Source organism: Erwinia sp. AC075, assembly GCF_979253995.1.
In genome coordinates, this window is the sequence record NZ_CEEDEU010000001.1 from 4,326,975 (window position 1) to 4,347,540 (window position 20,566).

Consider the following 20,566-nt stretch of genomic DNA (forward strand, 5'->3'; position numbering starts at 1 on the left):
TTAAGCCTCAGTGCGGTGTACGCCCGGTGTGAAAACGCTTCTCCAGATACTGGCTATAGCGCGACATGCTAAAACAGAAAATCCAGTAGACCAGTGCAGCAAAGACATAGCCTTCAGTCGACATCCCCAACCACGCGGGGTCGACGGTCGCTTGCTGTACGCTACTGAACAGGTCAAACAGACCGATGATAATCACCAGGCTGGTATCTTTGAACAGGGCAATGATGGTGTTCACCAGACCCGGGATCACCAGTTTTAACGCCTGCGGCAGGATCACCAGACCCTGTGTCTTCCAGTAGCCCAGCGCCAGTGACTCTGCGGCTTCAGTCTGGCCTTTTGGTAGCGCCTGTAATCCACCACGAACCACTTCTGCAACATACGCTGACTGGAACAGGATCACGCCGACCAGCGCACGGATCAGCTTATCAATGCTGTTGCCCTCTGACATAAACAGCGGCAGCATCACCGAAGACATAAACAACACGGTGATCAGCGGCACGCCGCGCCAAAATTCGATAAAAATGACTGAAAGGGCACGCACTACCGGCATCGAGGAACGTCTTGCCAGAGCCAGTAAAATCCCCAACGGCAGGGCACCGGCGATGCCGATGGAGGCAATAATCAGCGTCAGCGTTAATCCGCCCCACTGACGCGTCTCTACCCGCTCAAGTCCAAAGAAACCGCCATACAGCAGCACCCAGACAGCAATCGGATAAACCACCGCCCAAACGGCGATGTACAGGCCACGGCGCGGCATGCTTTTGAGGAACATCGGCAGAATTGAAAGCAGGCCAATCACCAGAGCCAGGTTGATACGCCAGCGCAGTTCATGCGGATATAACCCATACATAAACTGGCCAAAGCGGGCATGGATAAACACCCAGCAAGCGCCATCCTTAGTACAGTCTGCGCGGGTGGTACCAATCCAGTTAGCCTGGAAGACCAGCCAGTTAAGCGCCGGCGGGATCACCGTCCAGATAACCCAAATGCAAAACAGGGTCAGCAGAGAGTTTCCCCAGCTGGAGAACAGATTTTTTCTTGCCCAACTAACGGTGCGGGAAAAAGCATTCGTCGGGACGGGCGGGGTTTCGTGAGTAGCTAAAGTCATATTGATCCCGTTCTCTTAACGCTCAATCAGGCGGATTTTGCGGTTATAGATGTTCATTAACAGCGAAATCAGCAGGCTGATGACCAGGTAGACACCCATGGTGATGGCGATAGTCTCGATAGCCTGGCCAGTCTGATTCAACACCGTTCCTGCAAACAGCGAAACCATATCGGGATAGCCAATCGCTGCGGCGAGCGAGGAGTTTTTCACGATATTCAGATACTGGCTGGTCAATGGCGGGATTATCACGCGCATGGCCTGAGGAATGATGACCTGGCGCAGCGTAACCGGATTCGGTATCCCCAGTGAACGTGCCGCTTCGTGCTGACCATACGGTACGGACTGGATGCCGGAGCGGATAACTTCAGCGATAAAGGTTGAGGTATAGATCGACAGGGCCAGCGTTAAGGCTGCCAGCTCAGGGATCAGGGCAAACCCGCCACGGAAGTTAAAGCCGCGAAGTTGAGGAATGTCCCAGTGCATAGCGGCACCAAACGTCAGATGCGCAATAACCGGGAAGATAATCACCATCGCCACGCTGGCAGGCCAGGTACGGCGAAGCTGCCCGGTTTTCAACTGATAGGTGCGGTTGTAGCGGAACAGAGCAACAGTGCCTGCTACCGCCACCAACAGCGCAATGACAAACGGCCAGGTACCCACTGCGTACTGTGGCCATGGAATATAGAGACCCCGATTACTGACAAAGGCTAAATCAAACGCACTGGCTGCCTGACGCGGTCCCGGAAGGTTGCGTAAGACGGCAAAGTACCAAAAGAAGATCTGCAACAATGGCGGGATATTACGGAAGGTCTCGATATAGATCGTCGAGATTTTCCGCAGCAGCCAGTTGTCGGATAAGCGTGAAAGGCCAATAAAGAAGCCGAGGAGCGAGGCAAAGACAATACAAAGAGCAGAGACCAGCAAAGTGTTGGTTAAGCCAACGAGAAACACCCGGGCATAGGTATCACCTTCGCTGTAATCGATCAGGTGTTGAACGATACCAAAGCCAGCGCTACGTTCCAGGAAACCAAAACCGGAGGTAATGCCGCGGCTTGCGAGGTTAATGACGGTATTGTGAACCAGATACCCCGCCACACCCAGAACAACGACAATCGCAATGATCTGGTACAGCCAGGCGCGCACCGCAGGATTACTGAATGAAAAATCCCTTTTTACGGTTGGGCGTTGAGACATGTTGAAACCTCAGTGACGAAAATTCTGACTAAGGCACCGGCAAGCCGGTGCCCTGTAAACGGTGGGAATTAACGTACTGGTGGTGCGTACTGGATGCCGCCTTTGTTCCAGAGGGCGTTCTGGCCACGGGCAATTTTCAACTGGCTGTCTTTACCGACGTTACGGTCAAAGACTTCCTGATAGTTACCAACCTGCTTAACGATGTTGTAAGCCCATTTGTTATCAAGCTTCAGGTCTTTACCGAAATCACCTTCTGAGCCCAGCAGGTGAGCCATATCTGGGTTGGTAGGTTTAGCGGCCAGCTGATCAACGTTTGCAGAGGTGATGCCCATCTCTTCGGCATTCAGCATGGCGTACAGAGACCATTTGACGATGGTGAACCAGTCATCATCGCCACGACGGACAACCGGTCCCAGCGGTTCTTTAGAGATCACTTCTGGCAGCACGATAAATTCGTTTGGTTTGCCCAGCTTGATACGCAGTGCATACAGCTGAGACTGGTCGGATGCCAGCGTATCGCAACGACCGGTATCCAGCGCTTTCGCTGATTCGTCAGAACGGTCGAAGGTTACCGGGGTGTACTGCATGTTGTTGGCTTTGAAGTAGTCAGCCACGTTCAGTTCGGTATCTGTACCGGCCTGAATGCAAACGGTTGCGCCATCAAGCTCTTTCGCGCTCTTCAGCCCTGCTTTCTGGTGGGTCAGGAAGCCGATGCCGTCATAATAGTTTACGCCAGCGAAAATGAAGCCCATGCCGCCATCGCGCGCAGAGGTCCAGGTTGTGTTACGAGACAGGATGTCTACTTCACCAGACTGCAGAGCAGTGAAACGTTCTTTTGCAGTCAATGGGGTGTATTTCACTTTGGTTGCATCGCCAAACACGGCGGCAGCTGCTGCACGGCATACGTCCACATCGATACCGCTAAATTTGCCACTGGCGTCTGCAAACGAGAAGCCAGGCAGACCATCACTGATACCGCATTGAATGAAACCTTTCTTCTTAATGGCATCCAGGGTGGTGCCGGCGTGAGCCTGATTCGCAACTGCAAACAGCGCTGCAGCGGCAACCAAAGTGGAGAGCATCATTTTTTTCATAAAGCATCCTGTGTGGCGAAATCATTATTATGTTTAACGCACGCTGTGGTGCACTTTTCCTGTCTGTGGCCGAAGCCATCCACGACACTGCAAAGGTAATGCCAAAATTGCAGAGCCCTGAATTTGTTGGAAAGGTTTGCTAATAATTAGAAGCATCCAGAAAGTTTGCTTAATATCGCGCACTACGGGTGGGCAAAAACAGGTGGATTGGTCACAAATGGTGCATCGCGTTTCACTATATGGAAGCAATGTGAGCAAAAGCGTACTTTATGTTACGAGATTGTAATGAATTCGGCGAAGCCAGCTCACAGAATGTGAGCTGGTTCTGAAAAGAAGGGAGAAAGAGATTTAATAAAGGGAGCTGGCACCCTCAGGACGGGTTTTGAAGCGGCGATGGAGCCACAGATACTGATAGGGCGCACGCATGATTTCGTGTTCAATCACCTGATTCATATACGCCGCAGCCTGCTGCTCATCCGCGACAGGGTAATCTTTCAGCTCAGGCTGGATCACCAGCTTATAGCCGCTGCCATCATCATTGCGGATCAGGACAACGGTGAGCATGGCTGGTTTAGCCATGCGGGCAATCATCCAGGTACCGCTGGTCGTCGCGGCCTGAGGAACGGCGAACAGCGGCGCGAATACGCTGCCTTTAGGACCATAATCCTGATCGGGAGCAAACCATACGGCTTCGCCTTGTTTCAAGGCATTCACCATGCCACGCAGGTCACGACGGTTGATCATCGCTTTGTTAGAGCGCATACGACCTTTAGTCTGAACCCATTCCATCAGTTTATTGTTGTGCGGGCGGTACATGGCCATCATTGGCTGACACAGGCCCATCGTACGGCCTCCCAGCTCAAGAGACATAAAGTGAACGCCAATGATCAGCGCACCTCGTCCACCTACCTGCGCGGCCTTCAGGTTATCCAGGCCCTCAACGGTAAACCAGCGCTTCACCCGGCGATCCGACCAGAACCAGGCCATGCCGGTTTCCAGTAATCCCATACCCAGTGATTCAAAATTCTTCACGATGTGCTGTTCAAGCTGATCGGCAGGCATCTCAGGGAAACACAGCTCCAGATTGCGGCGGGTAATGCGAATCCGGCGCTTGAGGAACCGCATCGAGGTCCGGCCCATCCAGGTGCCCAGTTTTTCCAGCAGAGGAAAAGGGAGCTGAACCAGCAAAAACAGAATTCCCAGTCCGATCCAGGTTATCCAGTAACGTGGGTGCAGTAAGCGGCGGGTGAAACGGGGGGAAGACTTCATAATTCTCTCTTTAAGCGTGCATAGGGTATGTAGCGCATAGAGACGCAAATCATCAGCGATACAAAAACTTCGACAACATCACGGACAGGAAGTTGAGCCAGAAAGGTGTACTTTACACGATCCGGATAATTCTGGGCCTGAAAAAAGGCAATAAAAAAGGCGCTAACGAATGGTAGCGCCTCCAACACAATGAACCGAAACTTAGTTCATGCCGTATTTTTTCAGTTTCTTACGCAGCGTACCACGGTTGATGCCCATCATCAGGGCCGCACGGGTCTGGTTGCCACGGGTGTATTGCATCACCATGTCCAACAATGGCTGTTCTACTTCAGCCAAAACCAGCTCATACAGGTCATTCACATCCTGACCATTCAGTTGAGCAAAATAGTTCTTCAGTGCCTGTTTGACCGAATCACGCAGTGGCTTTTGAGTCACCTGATCCTGTGAGTTTACGGTAGATACGGTCAGTACGTCAGAATTTACGCGTTGTTCGAACATAGTTCTGTCAGCTCTTTATTTCTATTAGGCAAGATTTTCGAAGTATGCTTCCAACGCCTCCAGCTGTTCGCTGGCATCCTCTATGGCGTTGAATGTGCGCCGAAACTGGTCGTTTGGGGCATGCTCCTGGAGATACCAGGAGACGTGCTTCCGGGCAATACGGTATCCCTTGCGGTGACCATAAAAGTCGTGCAGTTCCCGTAGGTGCCCGATGAGCAAGCGCTTTACTTCAGCTAGTGGCATCGGTGCCAGCAGCTCCCCAGTGTCCAGATAATGCTGGATTTCCCGGAAGATCCAAGGTCTTCCCTGAGCCGCACGTCCTATCATCAGGGCATCAGCCCCCGTATAGTCGAGCACGGCTCTGGCTTTATGCGGGTCAGTGATGTCGCCATTCGCGATAACGGGAATGGAGACATTCTGCTTAACTGTCCGAATGCTGTCATATTCAGCTTCGCCGTTGAACAAACACGCGCGAGTGCGTCCGTGGATGGTCAGGGCCTGAATACCGCAGCGTTCAGCCAATTGGGCAATTTCAACACAATTACGGTTGTCTGGATCCCAGCCAGTGCGAATCTTCAACGTAACGGGAACGTCCACTGCATCAACCACCGCCAGCAGGATAGACTTCACCAGCTCAGGGTGTTGCAGCAGGGCAGAGCCCGCCAGTTTGCGATTCACCTTTTTGGCTGGACATCCCATGTTGATGTCAATCACCTGCGCGCCAGATAAAGCGTTGATACGCGCTGCTTCAGCCATCTCATGAGGGTCACAACCTGCAATTTGCACGGTACGAATACCGGGCTCATCACTGTGAACCATGCGCAACCGGGATTTGTCCGTCGCCCAGACTTCAGGGTTAGACGACATCATCTCGGAAACGGTCATACCAGCGCCCATTGCATAACAAAGGGTCCGGAACGGTCTGTCGGTTATCCCGGCCATTGGCGCGGCAATCAGACGATTACGAAGCTGGTGGTTTCCAATGCGCATGAAATAAAAGTGACCATAGTGTGTCCGCAAGGCGGCGTATATTACGCATTTTCTGTCGAAGATGAAAGGCCAAACTTTGAACAATCCACCGGCTTACGGGGTGCTGGTAGAGATATCCGTTAGGGGTAAATTATTTTAGTGATTAAATTCAATAGCTTAATAAAAAGCGATTAAATTACGAACAAATATTTTTCTTTTTTTATAGGCTAAACAGCCAGATAAAAGGCATCACATGCCCCGGATAACGAGACATGTGACGGATGAAATCATCAAAACCAGACGATCTCACCTTTTGTTAACATCTCAGGCTTTGATGCCCGTAATCCGACACCACTCTTCTTTTTCTGCTACCGGATCAAGGATGAACAGCTCCTGATAGGCTTCACAAACACTTTCAGCCTGGCTTGCCAGTACGCCTGACAGACCCAGAGAGCCGCCCTTCACCGGCAGGACGCTAATCAGCGGTGCCAGCTCGCGTAAGGGGCCTGCAAGGATGTTAGCCACCACCACATCGGCACTCAGATTATCTGGCTGCTCATGCGGCAGATACAGCGAGAGGCGATCAGAGACGCCATTACGTTCAGCGTTGTCACGGCTAGCCTGGATCGCCTGAGGATCGATATCGATCCCTATCGCGCTGGCGGCACCCAGCTTCAGTGCGGCGATCGCCAGAATGCCGGAACCGCAGCCAAAGTCGATCACCGTTTTGCCTTGCAGATCCAGACCATCAAGCCAGGTCAGGCACATTGAAGTGGTAGGATGCGTACCCGTACCGAAAGCCAGGCCAGGATCGAGCATCACGTTTACCGCCTCCGGGTCCGGCACGTCGCGCCAGCTTGGGCAGATCCACAGACGCTGACCAAAACGCATCGGATGGAAGTTGACCATCCACTCACGTTCCCAGTCTTTATCTTCGATCTGTTCAATTTTGTGGGCGAAGCCGCTGCCCAGCAGAGGACAGGCTTCTAAGCCAATCACTACCAGATCCATATCGGTTTCAGCATCAAATAAGCCGATCGCATCGGTATCGCCCCACAGCAGCGTTTCGCCGGGTAAGGGCTCGAACACCGGGTTGTCATGCGTGTCCTGAAACGTGACCGAGACAGCCCCGTTCTCGATCAGCGCATCGCCCAGCTCTTCAGCCTGAGCGCCGGTGGTATTAATTTTCATCTGTATCCAGGGCATGGCAATTCTCTTTATTCAAATAGGGGTGGAAGCCTGCGCTGACGGGGCAGCGGCATGGCCAAAACGGTTTCCAACGACAAAGGCAATCAGACTCAGGATCAGTGAGGGCACGATCGGGTGGAATCCCCATGGCTGCAGCGAAAAACTGGCCAGCAGCGTATAACAACCCGCACCCATAATCATGCTACTGAGCGCGCCAGTGGCATTGGCTTTTTCCCAGTATAACCCGAGGACCAGCGGCCAGAGGAAGACCGCTTCAAGCCCACCAAAGGCCAGCAGATTGAGCCAGATGATCATTTCAGGTGGATTCCACGCGGCCAGCAGCAGCAGCAGGCCAAGCAACAGCGTGATCACGCCTGACATCTTCTTCAGCAGCGGCTCATTGTCCATCTGCTGTGGATAGAGGCGCAAATAGAGATCTTTGACGATCGTCGCCGATGATTGCAGCAGTTGCGCGTTGATGGTCGACATGATCGCCGCCATCGGTGCCGCCAGGAAGATCCCGGCAGCGACGGGCGGCAGAACGTGGATCATCAGCGTTGGGATCACCTGGTCCGGGATTGCCAGGTCAGGCATCACCGCCCGTCCAAGCGCGCCCGCCAGATGCATGCCAAACATCAGAATCGTGACCACGATGGTGCCAATAATGATCCCGCGGTGGACCGCCTTGCTGTCTTTATAGGAGATGCAGCGCACCGCGGTATGCGGCAGGCCGATCACGCCGAAACAGACCAGCACCGAAAACGACGCCAGGAAGGTCGGGCTGAGAATATGGTCAACGCCACTGGCGGACACCAGCTGGGGATCAATATGCTGAAGCTTATCGACGGCACTGTGCATCCCGCCAGCGGCATGGATCACCGCAAACAGCAGCAGGAAGGTGCCTGCCAGCATCACCACACCTTGCATGGCATCATTCAGCACGCTGGCCCTGAAGCCGCCAAAAGCGGTGTACAGCGCGATGGTGCCACCAAAAATCAGCAATCCGCTATCGTAGGGAATGCCTGCGGCGGTTTCCAATAGCCGCGCACCACCGACAAATTGCACGGTCATGGCACCAATAAAGGCGATCAGCAGGCTGAGGCTGGCGAACCACACCAGTAACGGACTGCGATAACGGGCATAAAGCATATCGTTGAGGGTAACCGCGTTGTAACGTCGGGCGAGGATAGCGAATTTTTTCCCCAATACGCCCAGCGAAAGCCAGACGGCGGGGACCTGTACCATCGACAGCAGTACCCAACCCAGCCCATATTTATAGGCCGCACCGGGTCCGCCAATAAACGAACTGGCACTGATGTATGTCGTCGCCATGGTCATGGCCAGCACAAAGCCGCCCATCGATCGGCTACCGAGGAAATATTCAGTCAGAAAGCTGCCTTCACGGCGCTTACGCATGGCATACACAGAGAGGCCGGCGACCAGCAGCAGATAGGCAATAAGCGGCAGGATGATTTGAAGTTTCACTTTTCATCTTCCAGAGGAATGTCACGAAATACCAGCCTGACCATCAGCCAGCACAGCAGGATAAATAGCGCAGGAACCAGCAGACAGGCCATTTCAAACCAGTGTGGTAGCCCGGTAATGCCTTGTATATCATCCGGTAGCCAGGCCATCAGCGACCAGGCAATAAGATAGGCGACAGCCAGCCAGAATGACCAGCGAGCCTCGCGATGAGCCTGAACGAAGCGCTTGTCCATCTCTCTCCTCACCTTAAAAATGCAAAGAAAAAGGCCGGTCAGACCGGCCTTTTTTTCAAAACATCAGGCTAATCAGGTTTCCTGAAGGCCGAGTTTTTTCTCCAGATAGTGGATATTGGTTCCACCGTGCTGGAAGTTTTCGTCAGACATGATCTTCATCTGCAGCTCAACGTTCACTTTAATGCCGTCGATGATCAGCTCAGCCAACGCGTTTTTCATGCGGGCGATTGCCACATCACGGGTTTCACCGTAAGTGATCAGTTTACCGATCATGGAGTCATAGTACGGCGGCACAGTGTAGCCAGCGTAGATATGCGATTCCCAACGCACGCCAAAACCACCTGGTGCATGGAAGCGGGTGATCTTGCCTGGGCTTGGCAGGAAGGTGTTCGGATCTTCGGCGTTGATACGGCATTCTACCGCATGGCCACGGATCACCACGTCTTCCTGTTTGATCGACAAAGGCTGACCGGCAGCAATACGCAGCTGCTCTTTGATCAGGTCAACACCGGTGATCATCTCGGTAACCGGGTGTTCTACCTGGATACGGGTGTTCATCTCGATGAAGTAGAACTCGCCGTTTTCGTACAGGAACTCGAAAGTCCCTGCGCCACGGTAACCGATTTCGATACAGGCTTTAGAGCAACGATCGCCGATAAAGCGACGCATCTCTTCAGTGATACCGGGTGCTGGAGCCTCTTCCACCACTTTCTGGTGGCGGCGCTGCATGGAGCAGTCACGTTCAGCCAGATAAACGGCGTGGCCCTGACCGTCCGCCAACACCTGAATTTCGATGTGGCGTGGGTTTTCCAGGTATTTTTCCATATAGACCATATCGTTGTTGAAAGCCGCTTTGGCTTCAGCACGGGTCATATTAATGGACTGTTCCAGATCTTTTTCATGACGCACAACGCGCATACCACGACCACCACCGCCGCCAGAAGCTTTGATGATTACCGGGTAGCCGATTTGCTTACCGAAGGCACGGTTCTTATCCATGTCTTCAGTCAGCGGGCCGTCAGAGCCAGGTACGCAAGGTACGCCAGCTTTCTTCATCGCATTGATTGCAGAAACTTTGTCACCCATCAGGCGAATGGTTTCAGCTTTCGGGCCGATAAAGATGAAGCCTGAACGCTCAACCTGCTCAGCAAAGTCCGCATTCTCGGACAGGAAGCCGTAGCCGGGATGGATTGCCACCGCACCGGTGATCTCTGCAGCAGAGATCAGGGCAGGGATGTTCAGGTAGCTTTTTACGGACTGCGCAGGACCAATACAGACGGTCTCATCTGCCAGCAGTACGTGTTTCAAATCGCGGTCCGCGGTTGAATGCACGGCAACAGTCTTAATGCCCAGCTCTTTACAGGCACGCAGAATGCGCAGCGCGATTTCACCACGGTTAGCTATTACAATTTTATCCAGCATGGTTCGCCTCGTTATTCGATGACTACCAGCGGCTCGTCAAATTCAACGGGTTGGCCGCTTTCAACCAGGATCGCTTTTACTACGCCGGACTTATCGGCTTCGATCTGGTTCATCATTTTCATCGCTTCAACGATGCACAGAGTGTCGCCAGCGTTAACTTTCTGACCCACTTCCACAAACGCTTTAGCGTCCGGGCTTGGGGTACGGTAGAAAGTGCCCACCATTGGTGAACGTACGATGTGGCCACTGATCTCGGCTGCAGCCGGAGCTTCCATCGCTGGTGCAGTTGCAGGTGCGACGGCGTTAGCCAGCGCAGGCTGCTGCTGCATCATCGGTGCAGCATAGTGCTGCATCATTGGGTAGCCCGTGTTGGCCGGTGCGCGACTGATGCGAACAGACTCTTCACCTTCAGAAATTTCCAGTTCAGAAATGCCTGATTCTTCAACCAGTTCGATCAGTTTTTTAATCTTACGAATATCCATGAGTGTGGTTCCGTACTCTGTTTAATTAGATTGTGACAGGCGTTTAACCGCCGTCTGCAAAGCCCAGGAATAACCGTCGACACCAAGTCCACAGATTACGCCGGCAGCAATATCAGAAAGATATGAATGATGACGGAAAGGCTCGCGAGCATGCACATTCGACAGGTGCACTTCAATGAATGGGATGCTGACTGCCAGCAGGGCATCCCGAAGCGCTACGCTGGTATGGGTGAATGCCGCCGGGTTAATGACGATATAATCGACACTGCCTTTCGCCTCATGAATGCGGTCAATTAACGCGTGTTCCGCATTGGACTGGAGATGGCTCATCTTCACGTTGAGCGCATCAGCTTGCGTGGTAAGGTCACTTACAATCTCTGCCAGGGTCGTTTTACCGTACTTCTCAGGCTCACGTGTGCCGAGAAGGTTAAGATTGGGACCGTTTAAAAGCAGTATGTGAAACTTATCCGTCATCTTGCTGCTATCTCCTGCGATAATTGAGGCATCGCACAAAATACAACGCGAAACGCCATTTGTCACCATTCCAGATGAAATTAGGTCGGTTCGCAAGTTTGAAGTCGGGCATTATAACGATTTCGTGGCAATTCGCAGCTAAATACTGGTCGTATCAGCGAAGATTATCAACCACCTGGCAAAAACGCCAGGCGGTTTAATGCCAGATATGCGGAGTGGCACACAGTCTTAAGCGGGTTTTTAACGAAACCACTGGCGGAATTTTTTGTAGCGCCATGCCAGCAAGATCGCTGCAATTAGCGCATAAATCCACGGTTGGGGACTGAAAGTCTTCACCGACCACAAGTAATGAATGGGTGCGAGGATCAGCACCAGGTAAACGCCGTTATGCAGGGTTTGCCAGCGTCTGCCCAGCTTGCGCTGCGCTTTCTGAAACGACGTCAGGGCCAGAGATAAGAGGATTAACCAGCTGATAATGCCCAGCGTCAGGTAAGGTCGGGAGATCAGTTCAGAGCCCAGCAGGCCGAGATTGCTGATGCCCAGCTCCAGCACCGAATAGCTTACCAGGTGCAGTGTTGCCCAGGCAAAACACCACAGGCCCAGCAGGCGGCGCACACGGATCAACAGCGGTTGCTTACCGTAGCGCGCCAGCGGGGTGATCAGCAGCGAGCCCAGCAGGAACTTCAACGCCATTCTGCCGGTAAAATGTTGTATGTCTTTCGCCGGATCGGCGCTGAACCAGCCCTGATCGATGGAGAGAAGCAACCAGAGTAAAGGAAGAAAACCCGCAAGGTGCAGGATCACTTTTAAGCCGGTAATTTGCCTGGCGGTGATACGCATCACTAGAAATTCTCCCGCAGATCCAACCCACGGTATAAAGAAGCAACCTGATCCGCATAGCCGTTAAACAGCAAGGTAGGCTGGCGTTTGACATCGAGAATGCCACCTGAACCGATAAAACGCTCTGTCGCCTGCGACCAGCGAGGGTGATCCACATGCGGGTTCACATTGCCGTAAAAACCATACTCGTTTGAGGCGAGCTGATTCCAGGTGGTTGGCGGCATATTTTTGACCAGGGTGATTTTGACAATCGATTTTATGCCTTTAAAACCGTATTTCCACGGCACGGTCAGCCGAACAGGTGCACCATTTTGCGGGGGCAGCGCTTTACCGTATACGCCGGTGGTCAGCATCGTCAGAGGATGCATCGCCTCATCAAGGCGCAATCCTTCAACATAGGGATAGTCGATACCGCCGCCAATAAACCGATCCTTCTGGCCCGGCATCTCATCCGGTGCATAGATGGTCTGGAACGCCACATAACGCGCATTGCTGGTGGGTTCGGCTGCTTTCAGCAATTTGCCCAATTCAAAACCGATCCAGGGCACGACCATCGACCAGGCTTCAACACAACGCATCCGGTAAATACGCTGTTCAAGCGGGAAGCGTTTGAAAATATCGTCCATGGATAGCGTCAGGGGTTTCGCGACTTCACCGCCGATTTCAATTTTCCAGTCGTCGGTTTTTAGCGTTCCGGCGTTAGCCGCAGGATCGGCCTTATCGAGGCCAAACTCGTAATAGTTGTTGTAGCCGGTGACTTTATCTTCCGGCGTCAGGGCTAAATTGGCCTGATACTGAGCGGGTTTGCTGAAGTCCAGGGGTTTTCCAGAAGGCGCTTTAGGGCGGTCGTTGCCTTTAAACCAGGATAAGACGTCGGCGTGAGCCGCAGAGGGCAGCGATAACGCCGCCGCGCTAATACCCAGCGTTTTCAGCAACTCGCGGCGACGGGCGTTAAAAATGCTCTCGGGGGTAACATCGCGTTCGGTAAGTTTATCAAAGGGCTTCATCAGGCGGCCTCCACAGGCTCGTTCTTCTCTTCCTGTTAGCATGACCAAAGAGTCGGCTTTGCGCGAATAAAGGACGAAAAATGTGAAATTTCCTGGAATGAGAATCACCCGAAAATGAACGGTGAAACGTCAGGCAAACGCGGAGACACGTATACTCGCAGGGCGGGTCATTAATCTGACATCCGCCAGGTCAACGCCCGCCAGGATATGGTACTTTCAGTGGCGGTCTGATTTTGGGCAGCTGAGAGTCATACATTTATTCGGCACGGGTTCAGGGCGCGAAATGCGTTACTTTATCCGCAGTGATGGGCACAGGGATGCGATTAACCACCAAACTTTCGACGATGATCACCTTACTGAGCGCACTGGCGATGTTACTGATGCTGGTGGGCTGCATTATGAGTTTTTTTTACCTCAGCACGCAGAGAAGTGAACACCGGCTTGAACTGATGGCTGGCGATGTGGATACCGCGCTGCAAAGTGAGTCACCCGAACAGGTTGCTCAGTGGCTAAGCAAAGTGATGGGGCCACTGCAAATTGTTCGCACCGAGCTGATGCAAGGTGATCAAACCCGGTTAACCCTCGTGCATCATCAGGATCCGGTACTGGATGATGAACAAAACCAGTATCGCGACACCGTCCTTCCGCTGCCAAAACATCCGGGTTACCGCCTCCATGTTCAGTGGGTCGATTCAACCGAAACCTGGCTGAAATCGTTTATCGGCGCCTTCATTCTTAGCGTGGTCATCGCGATAGTGGCGATCATGACCACGCTGCTGATCGTGACGCATCGCTGGCTTAACCGGCAGCTTCAGGGCATGGAGCGGCTTGAGGTCAGAGCCGGCAAGGTGATTAAAGGAGAGAGAGGCACGGTAAGGGCGGGGACGGTACAGGAGTGGCCACCCAAGGCCAGCAGCGCCATCGATTTACTGCTGGCAGACCTGCAGGAAGCGGGCGAGCAGCGCACGCGCATTGATACCTTAATCCGGACGTTTGCCGCGCAGGACGCGACCACCGGGCTGAACAATCGCCTGTTCTTTGATAACCAACTGGCGACCATGCTGGAGGACACCGAAACCGGTGGCACGCACGGCATGGTAATGATGATCCGCCTGCCGGACTTTGACACGCTGCGGGATAACTGGGGACATAACCAGACCAAAGACTATCTGTTTGCGCTGGTGAACCTGTTATCGACTTTTGTGATGCGTTATCCCGGCGCCTTGCTGGCGCGCTATTTCCGCAGTGATTTTGCCGTTCTCCTTCCTCACCGCAGCCTGAAAGATGCCGACAGCATTGCTTCCCAGCTCATCCATGCCGTGGATGCGCTGCCGCCGACGCGAATGTTGGATCGCGAGGATATTATCCACATCGGTATCAGCGCCTGGCACAGCGGGCAGGAAACGCAGCAGGTAATGGAAAACGTTGAACTGGCTACCCGACATGCCGCTTTACTGGGTGGCAACAACTGGTCGGTGGGTGAAGCGCCGCAGCAAGAGTTCACCCGCGGCAGCGTTAAATGGCGCACGCTGCTGGAAAATACCCTGCACCGTGGCGGCCCAAGACTGTATCTGAAACCCGCAGTGACCCTTGATGGGACCGTTCATCATCGGGAAATGATGCCGCGTATCTATGATGGCGAGAAGGAGCTGCTCTCAGCCGAGTATCTGCCTTTCGTTCAGCAGTTAGGTATGGCCGAAGGATACGACCGTCAGTTAGTCACCCGCATCCTGTCGCTGTTGCCGATTTGGCCAGAGGAAACCTTCGCCATTCCGCTGACGGTTGATGCCCTTATGCAGCGTCCTTTTCAGATTTGGCTCAGGGATATGCTGCTGCAATGCACTAAATTGCAAAGAAACCACATTTTATTTGAACTTGCAGAAGCAGATGTGTGTCAACACATCAGCCGTTTGGGTTCTGCGTTTCGATTGTTAAAGGGTTTTGGCTGTCGAATTGCGATTAATCAGGCGGGCCTGACGGTGGTCAGTACGGCTTATATCAGGCAGTTTGAGGTGGAGCTGATCAAGCTGCATCCTGCCCTGGTAAGAAACATCGAGCGTCGCACAGAGAATCAGCTGTTTGTCAGGAGTCTTCTGGAGAGCTGTACCAGGACTTCTACCCAGGTTTTCGCGGCGGGTGTCCGCACCAGAGGCGAGTGGCAAATCCTTGCGGAGCTAGGTGTGGCGGGTGGTCAGGGCGATTTCATCGCGCCGTCGCAGCCGCTAAACACCGGCGTAAAAAAATATTCGCAAAGATATCAAGTTTAATCTGCCGTTGTGCTGGATTTCACGTAGAATACCCGCGCGGCTGTGGTGCCGGCATGGGAGATCTGGTCAGCCAGTGACCCAAAGAATGTTAAATTTTATGTACGTTATGTCCGTCTGTCAGCCCTGAATTCTGAGCGCATTAGCCTGACATCAGGCTTGTGGTTCGCAACGCGACTTCAGGGTGTGGCCCTTGCGTGAGATAGCGTGATTTTTCACCGAAGTAGACTATTTTTGCGCCTTGTCGCTGCTTCGTGTGGTTGGTAAAGTAAGCGGATTTTATTTTCCGCCCCCAGCTTGCAGGATTATCCTTTAGTATGTTTAAAAAATTCCGTGGCATGTTTTCCAACGACTTGTCCATCGACTTGGGTACAGCCAATACCCTGATCTACGTGAAAGGGCAGGGTATCGTTCTGAACGAACCCTCCGTCGTTGCCATCCGTCAGGATCGTGCCGGTTCCCCTAAAAGCGTTGCGGCAGTCGGTCATGATGCAAAACAGATGCTGGGTCGTACCCCCGGCAATATCGCTGCTATTCGGCCAATGAAAGACGGCGTCATCGCCGATTTCTTCGTTACCGAAAAAATGCTGCAACACTTTATCAAGCAGGTTCACAGCAACAGCTTCATGCGCCCAAGTCCGCGCGTGCTGGTGTGTGTGCCTGTCGGCGCGACGCAGGTTGAGCGTCGCGCAATCCGCGAATCCGCCCAGGGCGCAGGAGCACGTGAAGTGTTCCTGATTGAAGAGCCTATGGCTGCGGCAATCGGTGCCGGCCTGCCGGTGTCTGAAGCAACCGGTTCAATGGTTGTGGATATCGGTGGCGGTACAACAGAAGTGGCGGTTATCTCGCTGAACGGCGTGGTGTACTCTTCTTCCGTCCGTATCGGTGGCGATCGCTTTGATGAAGCGATCATTAATTATGTGCGCCGTAACTACGGTTCACTGATTGGTGAAGCGACCGCTGAACGTATCAAGCATGAAATCGGCTCTGCTTATCCGGGCGATGAAGTGCGTGAAATTGAAGTCCGTGGTCGTAACCTGGCAGAAGGTGTGCCGCGTGGCTTCACGCTGAACTCCAATGAAATCCTGGAAGCGCTTCAGGAGCCGCTGACCGGTATCGTTAGCGCGGTGATGGTTGCGCTGGAACAGTGTCCGCCAGAACTGGCATCCGACATCTCTGAACGCGGTATGGTTCTGACCGGTGGTGGCGCATTGCTGCGTAACCTCGATCGTCTGCTGATGGAAGAAACCGGTATTCCGGTCGTGGTGGCAGAAGATCCGCTGACCTGCGTTGCTCGCGGTGGCGGTAAAGCGTTGGAAATGATCGACATGCACGGCGGCGATTTGTTCAGCGAAGAATAATTTGCTTTAAGGAGTGTAGGTACGCTCTGTCCTGCACTCCTTTTTTAAGATGTCGAGGAATACGCCGAGTTTATGAAGCCGATCTTCAGCAGGGGACCTTCCCTGCAGTTACGCTTATTTTTAGCGGTTATTGTGGCTATAGGCGTGATTGTCGCCGACAGTCGTATGGGCGCTTTCAGCCAGATACGCACCTATATGGATACGGCGGTCAGCCCATTCTATTTTCTGGCCAACGGGCCACGTCAAATTCTGGACAGTGTTTCTGAAACACTGGCCTCTCGCCAGCAGCTCGAACTGGAAAACAAAGGCTTACAGCGCGAACTGATGCTCAAGAACAGCGAATTGCTGATGCTGGGTCAGTTTAAGCAGGAAAATGCCCGTCTCCGCGAACTGTTGGGTTCCCCTCTGCGTCAGGACGAGCACAAGATGGTCACTCAGGTGATCTCCACCGGTACCGATCCCTACACCGACCAGGTGGTGATTGATAAAGGCAGCGTGAACGGCGTTTACGAAGGCCAGCCGGTGATCAGTGATAAAGGTGTGGTCGGGCAGGTGGTTGCCGTGGGCAAAATCACCAGCCGGGTGATGCTGATCTGTGACTCGTCCCATGCCTTGCCTATTCAGGTACTGCGTAACGATATACGGGTGATCGCGGCGGGCAACGGCTGTACTGAAGACTTGCAGCTGGAACACCTGCCAGGTAACACCGACATTCGCGTTGGCGATGTGTTAGTGACCTCCGGACTGGGCGGCCGTTTCCCTGAAGGCTATCCTGTTGGCGTGGTCTCTTCCGTCAAGCTTGATACCCAGCGCGCTTACACCGTGATCCAGGCCCGACCTACCGCAGGTTTGCAGCGTCTGCGCTATCTGTTGCTGCTTTGGGGCGCCGATCGTAATGGCACGATGCCAATGGCACCGAATGAAGTGCACCGGGTGGCCAATGAGCGACTGATGCAGATGATGCCGCAGGTTCTGCCTGCCGCGAATGAACTGATGGGACCGCCCGCACCGGGGCAACCTGCGGGATCCGTTCCCGCTGCTTCCGGTCAAACCGCTGTTCCTGCCTCGCCTTCTTCTGCGGGTCGTCAGGCCGCGCCTGCTGCCCGCGGAGGCCAGCCTTGAGCAGTTATCGCAGCCATGGGCGTTGGGTTATCTGGTTGTCGTTCCTGGTCGCACTGGTATTACAAATTATGCCGTGGCCTGAACAGTTCTTTATGTTCAGGCCGTCATGGCTTCTTCTGATCCTGATTTACTGGGTGTTGGCTCTGCCTCATCGTGTGAATGTCGGCACGGGCTTTGTGATGGGTTCTATAATGGATCTTATCTCTGGCTCGACGCTGGGCGTTCGTGCTCTGGCTTTCAGCATCGTGGCTTATCTGGTGGCGTTCAAATTCCAACTGTTCCGTAACCTCGCGCTCTGGCAGCAGGCGCTGATGGTCATGGTGCTGTCGCTGGCAATGGATGTCATTGTATTTTGGGCTGAATTTTTAGTGATAAACGTCTCATTCCGACCGGAAATTTTCTGGAGTAGCGTAGTAGACGGTATCCTCTGGCCCTGGCTGTTCTTGTTGATGAGAAAAATACGCCGCCAGTTTGCCGTACAATAAGGACGATTATGGTATCCCTTTATCTGGCCTCTGGTTCTCCCCGTCGTCGCGAGCTGCTCACGCAGCTTGGCCTGCGCTTTGAACGCCTCTCTACTCAAGTTGAAGAACTGAAACGCCCGGACGAGCAGGCTGAAGCCTACGTTCGCCGTCTCGCCTGTGAAAAAGCTCAGGCCGGTGTTGCCGTGGCAGAACGGGATCTGCCGGTGCTTGGCGCAGACACCATTGTGGTGCTGAACGGTGAGGTGCTGGAAAAACCTGAAGATCAGGCTGACGCCGCCAAAATACTGACTAAACTGTCTGGTCAGACGCATCAGGTACTGACCGCCGTTGCGCTGGCAGATAACGCGAGCATCCTGGACTGTCTGGTGGTCACCGACGTCACTTTTCGCACCTTAACCGCTGAGGAAATTGCCGCCTACATTGCCAGCGGTGAACCGATGGATAAAGCTGGAGCCTATGGCATTCAGGGGTTGGGAGGCAATTTTGTTCGCAAAATTAATGGAAGCTATCACGCAGTGGTCGGGTTGCCGTTGGTTGAAACCGCTGAGTTACTCAGCCATTTTCAGTCACTGCGTGAGGTAAGGGAACAACATGACCGCTGAACTGCTGGTAAATATCACCCCTTCGGAAACGCGTGTAGCCTATATTGATGGCGGCATCCTGCAGGAAATCCATATCGAGCGCGAAGCGCGCCGTGGGATTGTGGGCAATATTTATAAAGGGCGCGTCAGCCGTGTGTTGCCCGGCATGCAGGCCGCTTTTGTCGACATCGGTCTGGAAAAGGCCGCCTTCCTGCATGCCTCTGACATCATGCCGCACACGGAATGCGTCGCCGGAGATGAACAGAAAAACTTCTCAGTGCGCGACATCTCCGAGCTGGTCCGGCAGGGGCAGGACCTGGTGGTTCAGGTGGTGAAAGATCCCCTGGGCACCAAAGGTGCACGCCTGACCACAGACATCACTCTGCCATCACGCTATCTGGTGTTTATGCCTGGCGCCTCTCACGTGGGGGTGTCTCAGCGCATTGAAAGTGAAGCCGAGCGCGACCGTCTTAAAAAGGTGGTGTCTGCTTACTGTGACGAGCTGGGTGGTTACATCATCCGCACGGCGGCTGAAGGCGTGGGTGAGGTTGAGCTGGCGTCTGACGCGGCATTTCTGAAACGCCTGTGGACCAAGGTGATTGAGCGCAGAAAACGCAACCAGACGCGCTGCCGCCTGTATGGCGAAGTGGCCTTATCCCAGCGCATCCTGCGTGATTTTGCCGGTGCAGCGCTCGACCGGATCCGCATTGACTCACGTCTGACCTACGAGCACCTGGTGGAGTTTACCGGCGAATATATCCCGGAGATGACCGCCAAACTGGAACTGTATACCGGCAAGCAACCGATCTTCGATCTGTTTGACGTTGAGAATGAGATCCAACGTTCGCTGGATCGCAAAGTGGAGCTGAAGTCCGGTGGCTATCTGATCATCGATCAAACCGAAGCGATGACCACCATCGACATCAATACCGGCGCGTTCGTCGGGCATCGCAATCTTGATGAGACCATCTTCAATACCAACATTGAAGCGACGCATGCCATTGCCCGGCAGTTACGTCTGCGTAATCTCGGCGGCATTATCATCATCGACTTTATCGATATGACCAATGAAGATCACCGACGCCGTGTGCTGCATTCCCTTGAGCAGGGTCTGAGTAAAGACCGGGTAAAAAGCGGTATCCATGGCTTCTCCCAGCTTGGGCTGGTGGAGATGACGCGTAAGCGCACCCGCGAAAGTATTGAACATGTGCTTTGCCAGGATTGCCCGGTCTGTAAGGGACGAGGCACGCTGAAAACCGTGGAGACGGTCTGTTATGAGATCATGCGTGAAATTGTTCGCGTACATCATGCTTATGACTCGGACCGCTTCCTGGTATACGTCTCACCTGCGGTGGGTGAAGCGCTCAAATCCGAAGAATCACACGCGCTGGCCGAAGTAGAAATCTTCGTTGGCAAGCAGGTCAAAGTCCAGGTTGAACCGCTCTATACCCAGGAGCAGTTTGACGTGATCATGATGTGACCAGCACAAG

At 53.5% G+C, this 20,566-nt stretch carries 20 protein-coding genes; 6 read left to right on the forward strand and 14 right to left on the reverse strand.

Features of this window, described 5'->3' with window-relative positions; all coding sequences use genetic code 11:
• Window positions 1-7: 7 nt before the first annotated feature.
• The 14 genes from AC0IXH_RS20330 to msrP form a co-directional block, all read right to left on the reverse strand.
• Window positions 8-1,108, reverse strand: a complete 1,101-nt coding sequence (locus AC0IXH_RS20330) for an amino acid ABC transporter permease (protein ID WP_013204101.1) — start codon at window positions 1,106-1,108, stop codon at window positions 8-10.
• Between the two features lie 15 nt (window positions 1,109-1,123).
• Window positions 1,124-2,302, reverse strand: coding sequence for an amino acid ABC transporter permease (locus AC0IXH_RS20335; protein ID WP_013204100.1), 1,179 nt, complete (start codon window positions 2,300-2,302; stop codon window positions 1,124-1,126).
• Window positions 2,303-2,370: 68 nt separating this feature from the next.
• A complete protein-coding gene (locus AC0IXH_RS20340; protein WP_013204099.1) occupies window positions 2,371-3,396 on the reverse strand; it encodes an amino acid ABC transporter substrate-binding protein in 1,026 nt (341 codons plus the stop codon).
• 348 nt (window positions 3,397-3,744) lie between these two features.
• The gene (lpxP, locus tag AC0IXH_RS20345) at window positions 3,745-4,665 is read right to left on the reverse strand and encodes a kdo(2)-lipid IV(A) palmitoleoyltransferase (RefSeq protein WP_013204097.1); all 921 of its coding nucleotides are present in this window, start codon (window positions 4,663-4,665) and stop codon (window positions 3,745-3,747) included.
• Window positions 4,666-4,866: 201 nt separating this feature from the next.
• Complete coding sequence (gene fis, locus AC0IXH_RS20350) at window positions 4,867-5,163, reverse strand: DNA-binding transcriptional regulator Fis (RefSeq protein WP_000462905.1); 297 nt, start codon at window positions 5,161-5,163, stop codon at window positions 4,867-4,869.
• Window positions 5,164-5,187: 24 nt separating this feature from the next.
• Entirely contained in the window at window positions 5,188-6,153 is a 966-nt protein-coding gene (gene dusB, locus AC0IXH_RS20355) for a tRNA dihydrouridine synthase DusB (RefSeq protein ID WP_013204096.1), read from the reverse strand.
• A gap of 303 nt (window positions 6,154-6,456) precedes the next feature.
• Complete coding sequence (gene prmA, locus AC0IXH_RS20360) at window positions 6,457-7,338, reverse strand: 50S ribosomal protein L11 methyltransferase (RefSeq protein WP_013204095.1); 882 nt, start codon at window positions 7,336-7,338, stop codon at window positions 6,457-6,459.
• Window positions 7,339-7,353: 15 nt separating this feature from the next.
• Window positions 7,354-8,805, reverse strand: coding sequence for a sodium/pantothenate symporter (panF, locus tag AC0IXH_RS20365; RefSeq protein WP_471720902.1), 1,452 nt, complete (start codon window positions 8,803-8,805; stop codon window positions 7,354-7,356).
• Window positions 8,802-9,038 (reverse strand): YhdT family protein, encoded by a 237-nt coding sequence (locus AC0IXH_RS20370; protein WP_346595942.1) that lies wholly within the window; start codon window positions 9,036-9,038, stop codon window positions 8,802-8,804. Before AC0IXH_RS20370 ends, panF begins: the two co-directional genes overlap by 4 nt.
• Before the next feature lie 72 nt (window positions 9,039-9,110).
• Window positions 9,111-10,460: an acetyl-CoA carboxylase biotin carboxylase subunit gene (gene accC, locus AC0IXH_RS20375; protein WP_013204092.1), complete on the reverse strand. Its 1,350-nt coding sequence runs from the start codon at window positions 10,458-10,460 to the stop codon at window positions 9,111-9,113.
• 11 nt (window positions 10,461-10,471) lie between these two features.
• Window positions 10,472-10,942: an acetyl-CoA carboxylase biotin carboxyl carrier protein gene (gene accB / locus AC0IXH_RS20380; protein ID WP_013204091.1), complete on the reverse strand. Its 471-nt coding sequence runs from the start codon at window positions 10,940-10,942 to the stop codon at window positions 10,472-10,474.
• Between the two features lie 21 nt (window positions 10,943-10,963).
• Window positions 10,964-11,416, reverse strand: a complete 453-nt coding sequence (aroQ, locus tag AC0IXH_RS20385; protein ID WP_346595941.1) for a type II 3-dehydroquinate dehydratase — start codon at window positions 11,414-11,416, stop codon at window positions 10,964-10,966.
• Window positions 11,417-11,656: 240 nt separating this feature from the next.
• Window positions 11,657-12,256, reverse strand: coding sequence for a protein-methionine-sulfoxide reductase heme-binding subunit MsrQ (msrQ, locus tag AC0IXH_RS20390; protein WP_053145092.1), 600 nt, complete (start codon window positions 12,254-12,256; stop codon window positions 11,657-11,659).
• 2 nt (window positions 12,257-12,258) lie between these two features.
• Window positions 12,259-13,263 carry a protein-methionine-sulfoxide reductase catalytic subunit MsrP gene (gene msrP / locus AC0IXH_RS20395; protein WP_346595939.1) on the reverse strand — a complete coding sequence of 335 codons (1,005 nt, stop codon included), beginning with the start codon at window positions 13,261-13,263 and terminating at the stop codon, window positions 12,259-12,261.
• Window positions 13,264-13,580: 317 nt separating this feature from the next.
• On the opposite strand from msrP, the gene csrD reads away from it, so the two are divergent.
• The 6 genes from csrD to rng all read left to right on the forward strand — a co-directional run bounded on the left by csrD (window position 13,581) and on the right by rng (window position 20,556).
• Window positions 13,581-15,530, forward strand: a complete 1,950-nt coding sequence (gene csrD, locus AC0IXH_RS20400) for an RNase E specificity factor CsrD (protein ID WP_346567248.1) — start codon at window positions 13,581-13,583, stop codon at window positions 15,528-15,530.
• Between the two features lie 314 nt (window positions 15,531-15,844).
• A complete protein-coding gene (gene mreB / locus AC0IXH_RS20405; protein WP_003855260.1) occupies window positions 15,845-16,888 on the forward strand; it encodes a rod shape-determining protein MreB in 1,044 nt (347 codons plus the stop codon).
• A gap of 72 nt (window positions 16,889-16,960) precedes the next feature.
• Window positions 16,961-18,010 (forward strand): rod shape-determining protein MreC, encoded by a 1,050-nt coding sequence (gene mreC / locus AC0IXH_RS20410; protein WP_106381957.1) that lies wholly within the window; start codon window positions 16,961-16,963, stop codon window positions 18,008-18,010.
• On the forward strand, window positions 18,007-18,495 hold the full coding sequence (gene mreD / locus AC0IXH_RS20415) for a rod shape-determining protein MreD (protein WP_013204085.1): 489 nt from the start codon (window positions 18,007-18,009) through the stop codon (window positions 18,493-18,495). Before mreC ends, mreD begins: the two co-directional genes overlap by 4 nt.
• Window positions 18,496-18,503: 8 nt before the next feature.
• Window positions 18,504-19,097: a Maf family protein gene (locus AC0IXH_RS20420; RefSeq protein WP_471720903.1), complete on the forward strand. Its 594-nt coding sequence runs from the start codon at window positions 18,504-18,506 to the stop codon at window positions 19,095-19,097.
• Window positions 19,087-20,556: a ribonuclease G gene (gene rng / locus AC0IXH_RS20425; RefSeq protein WP_053145081.1), complete on the forward strand. Its 1,470-nt coding sequence runs from the start codon at window positions 19,087-19,089 to the stop codon at window positions 20,554-20,556. The genes AC0IXH_RS20420 and rng overlap by 11 nt, the downstream gene beginning before the upstream one ends.
• Window positions 20,557-20,566: the final 10 nt, after the last annotated feature.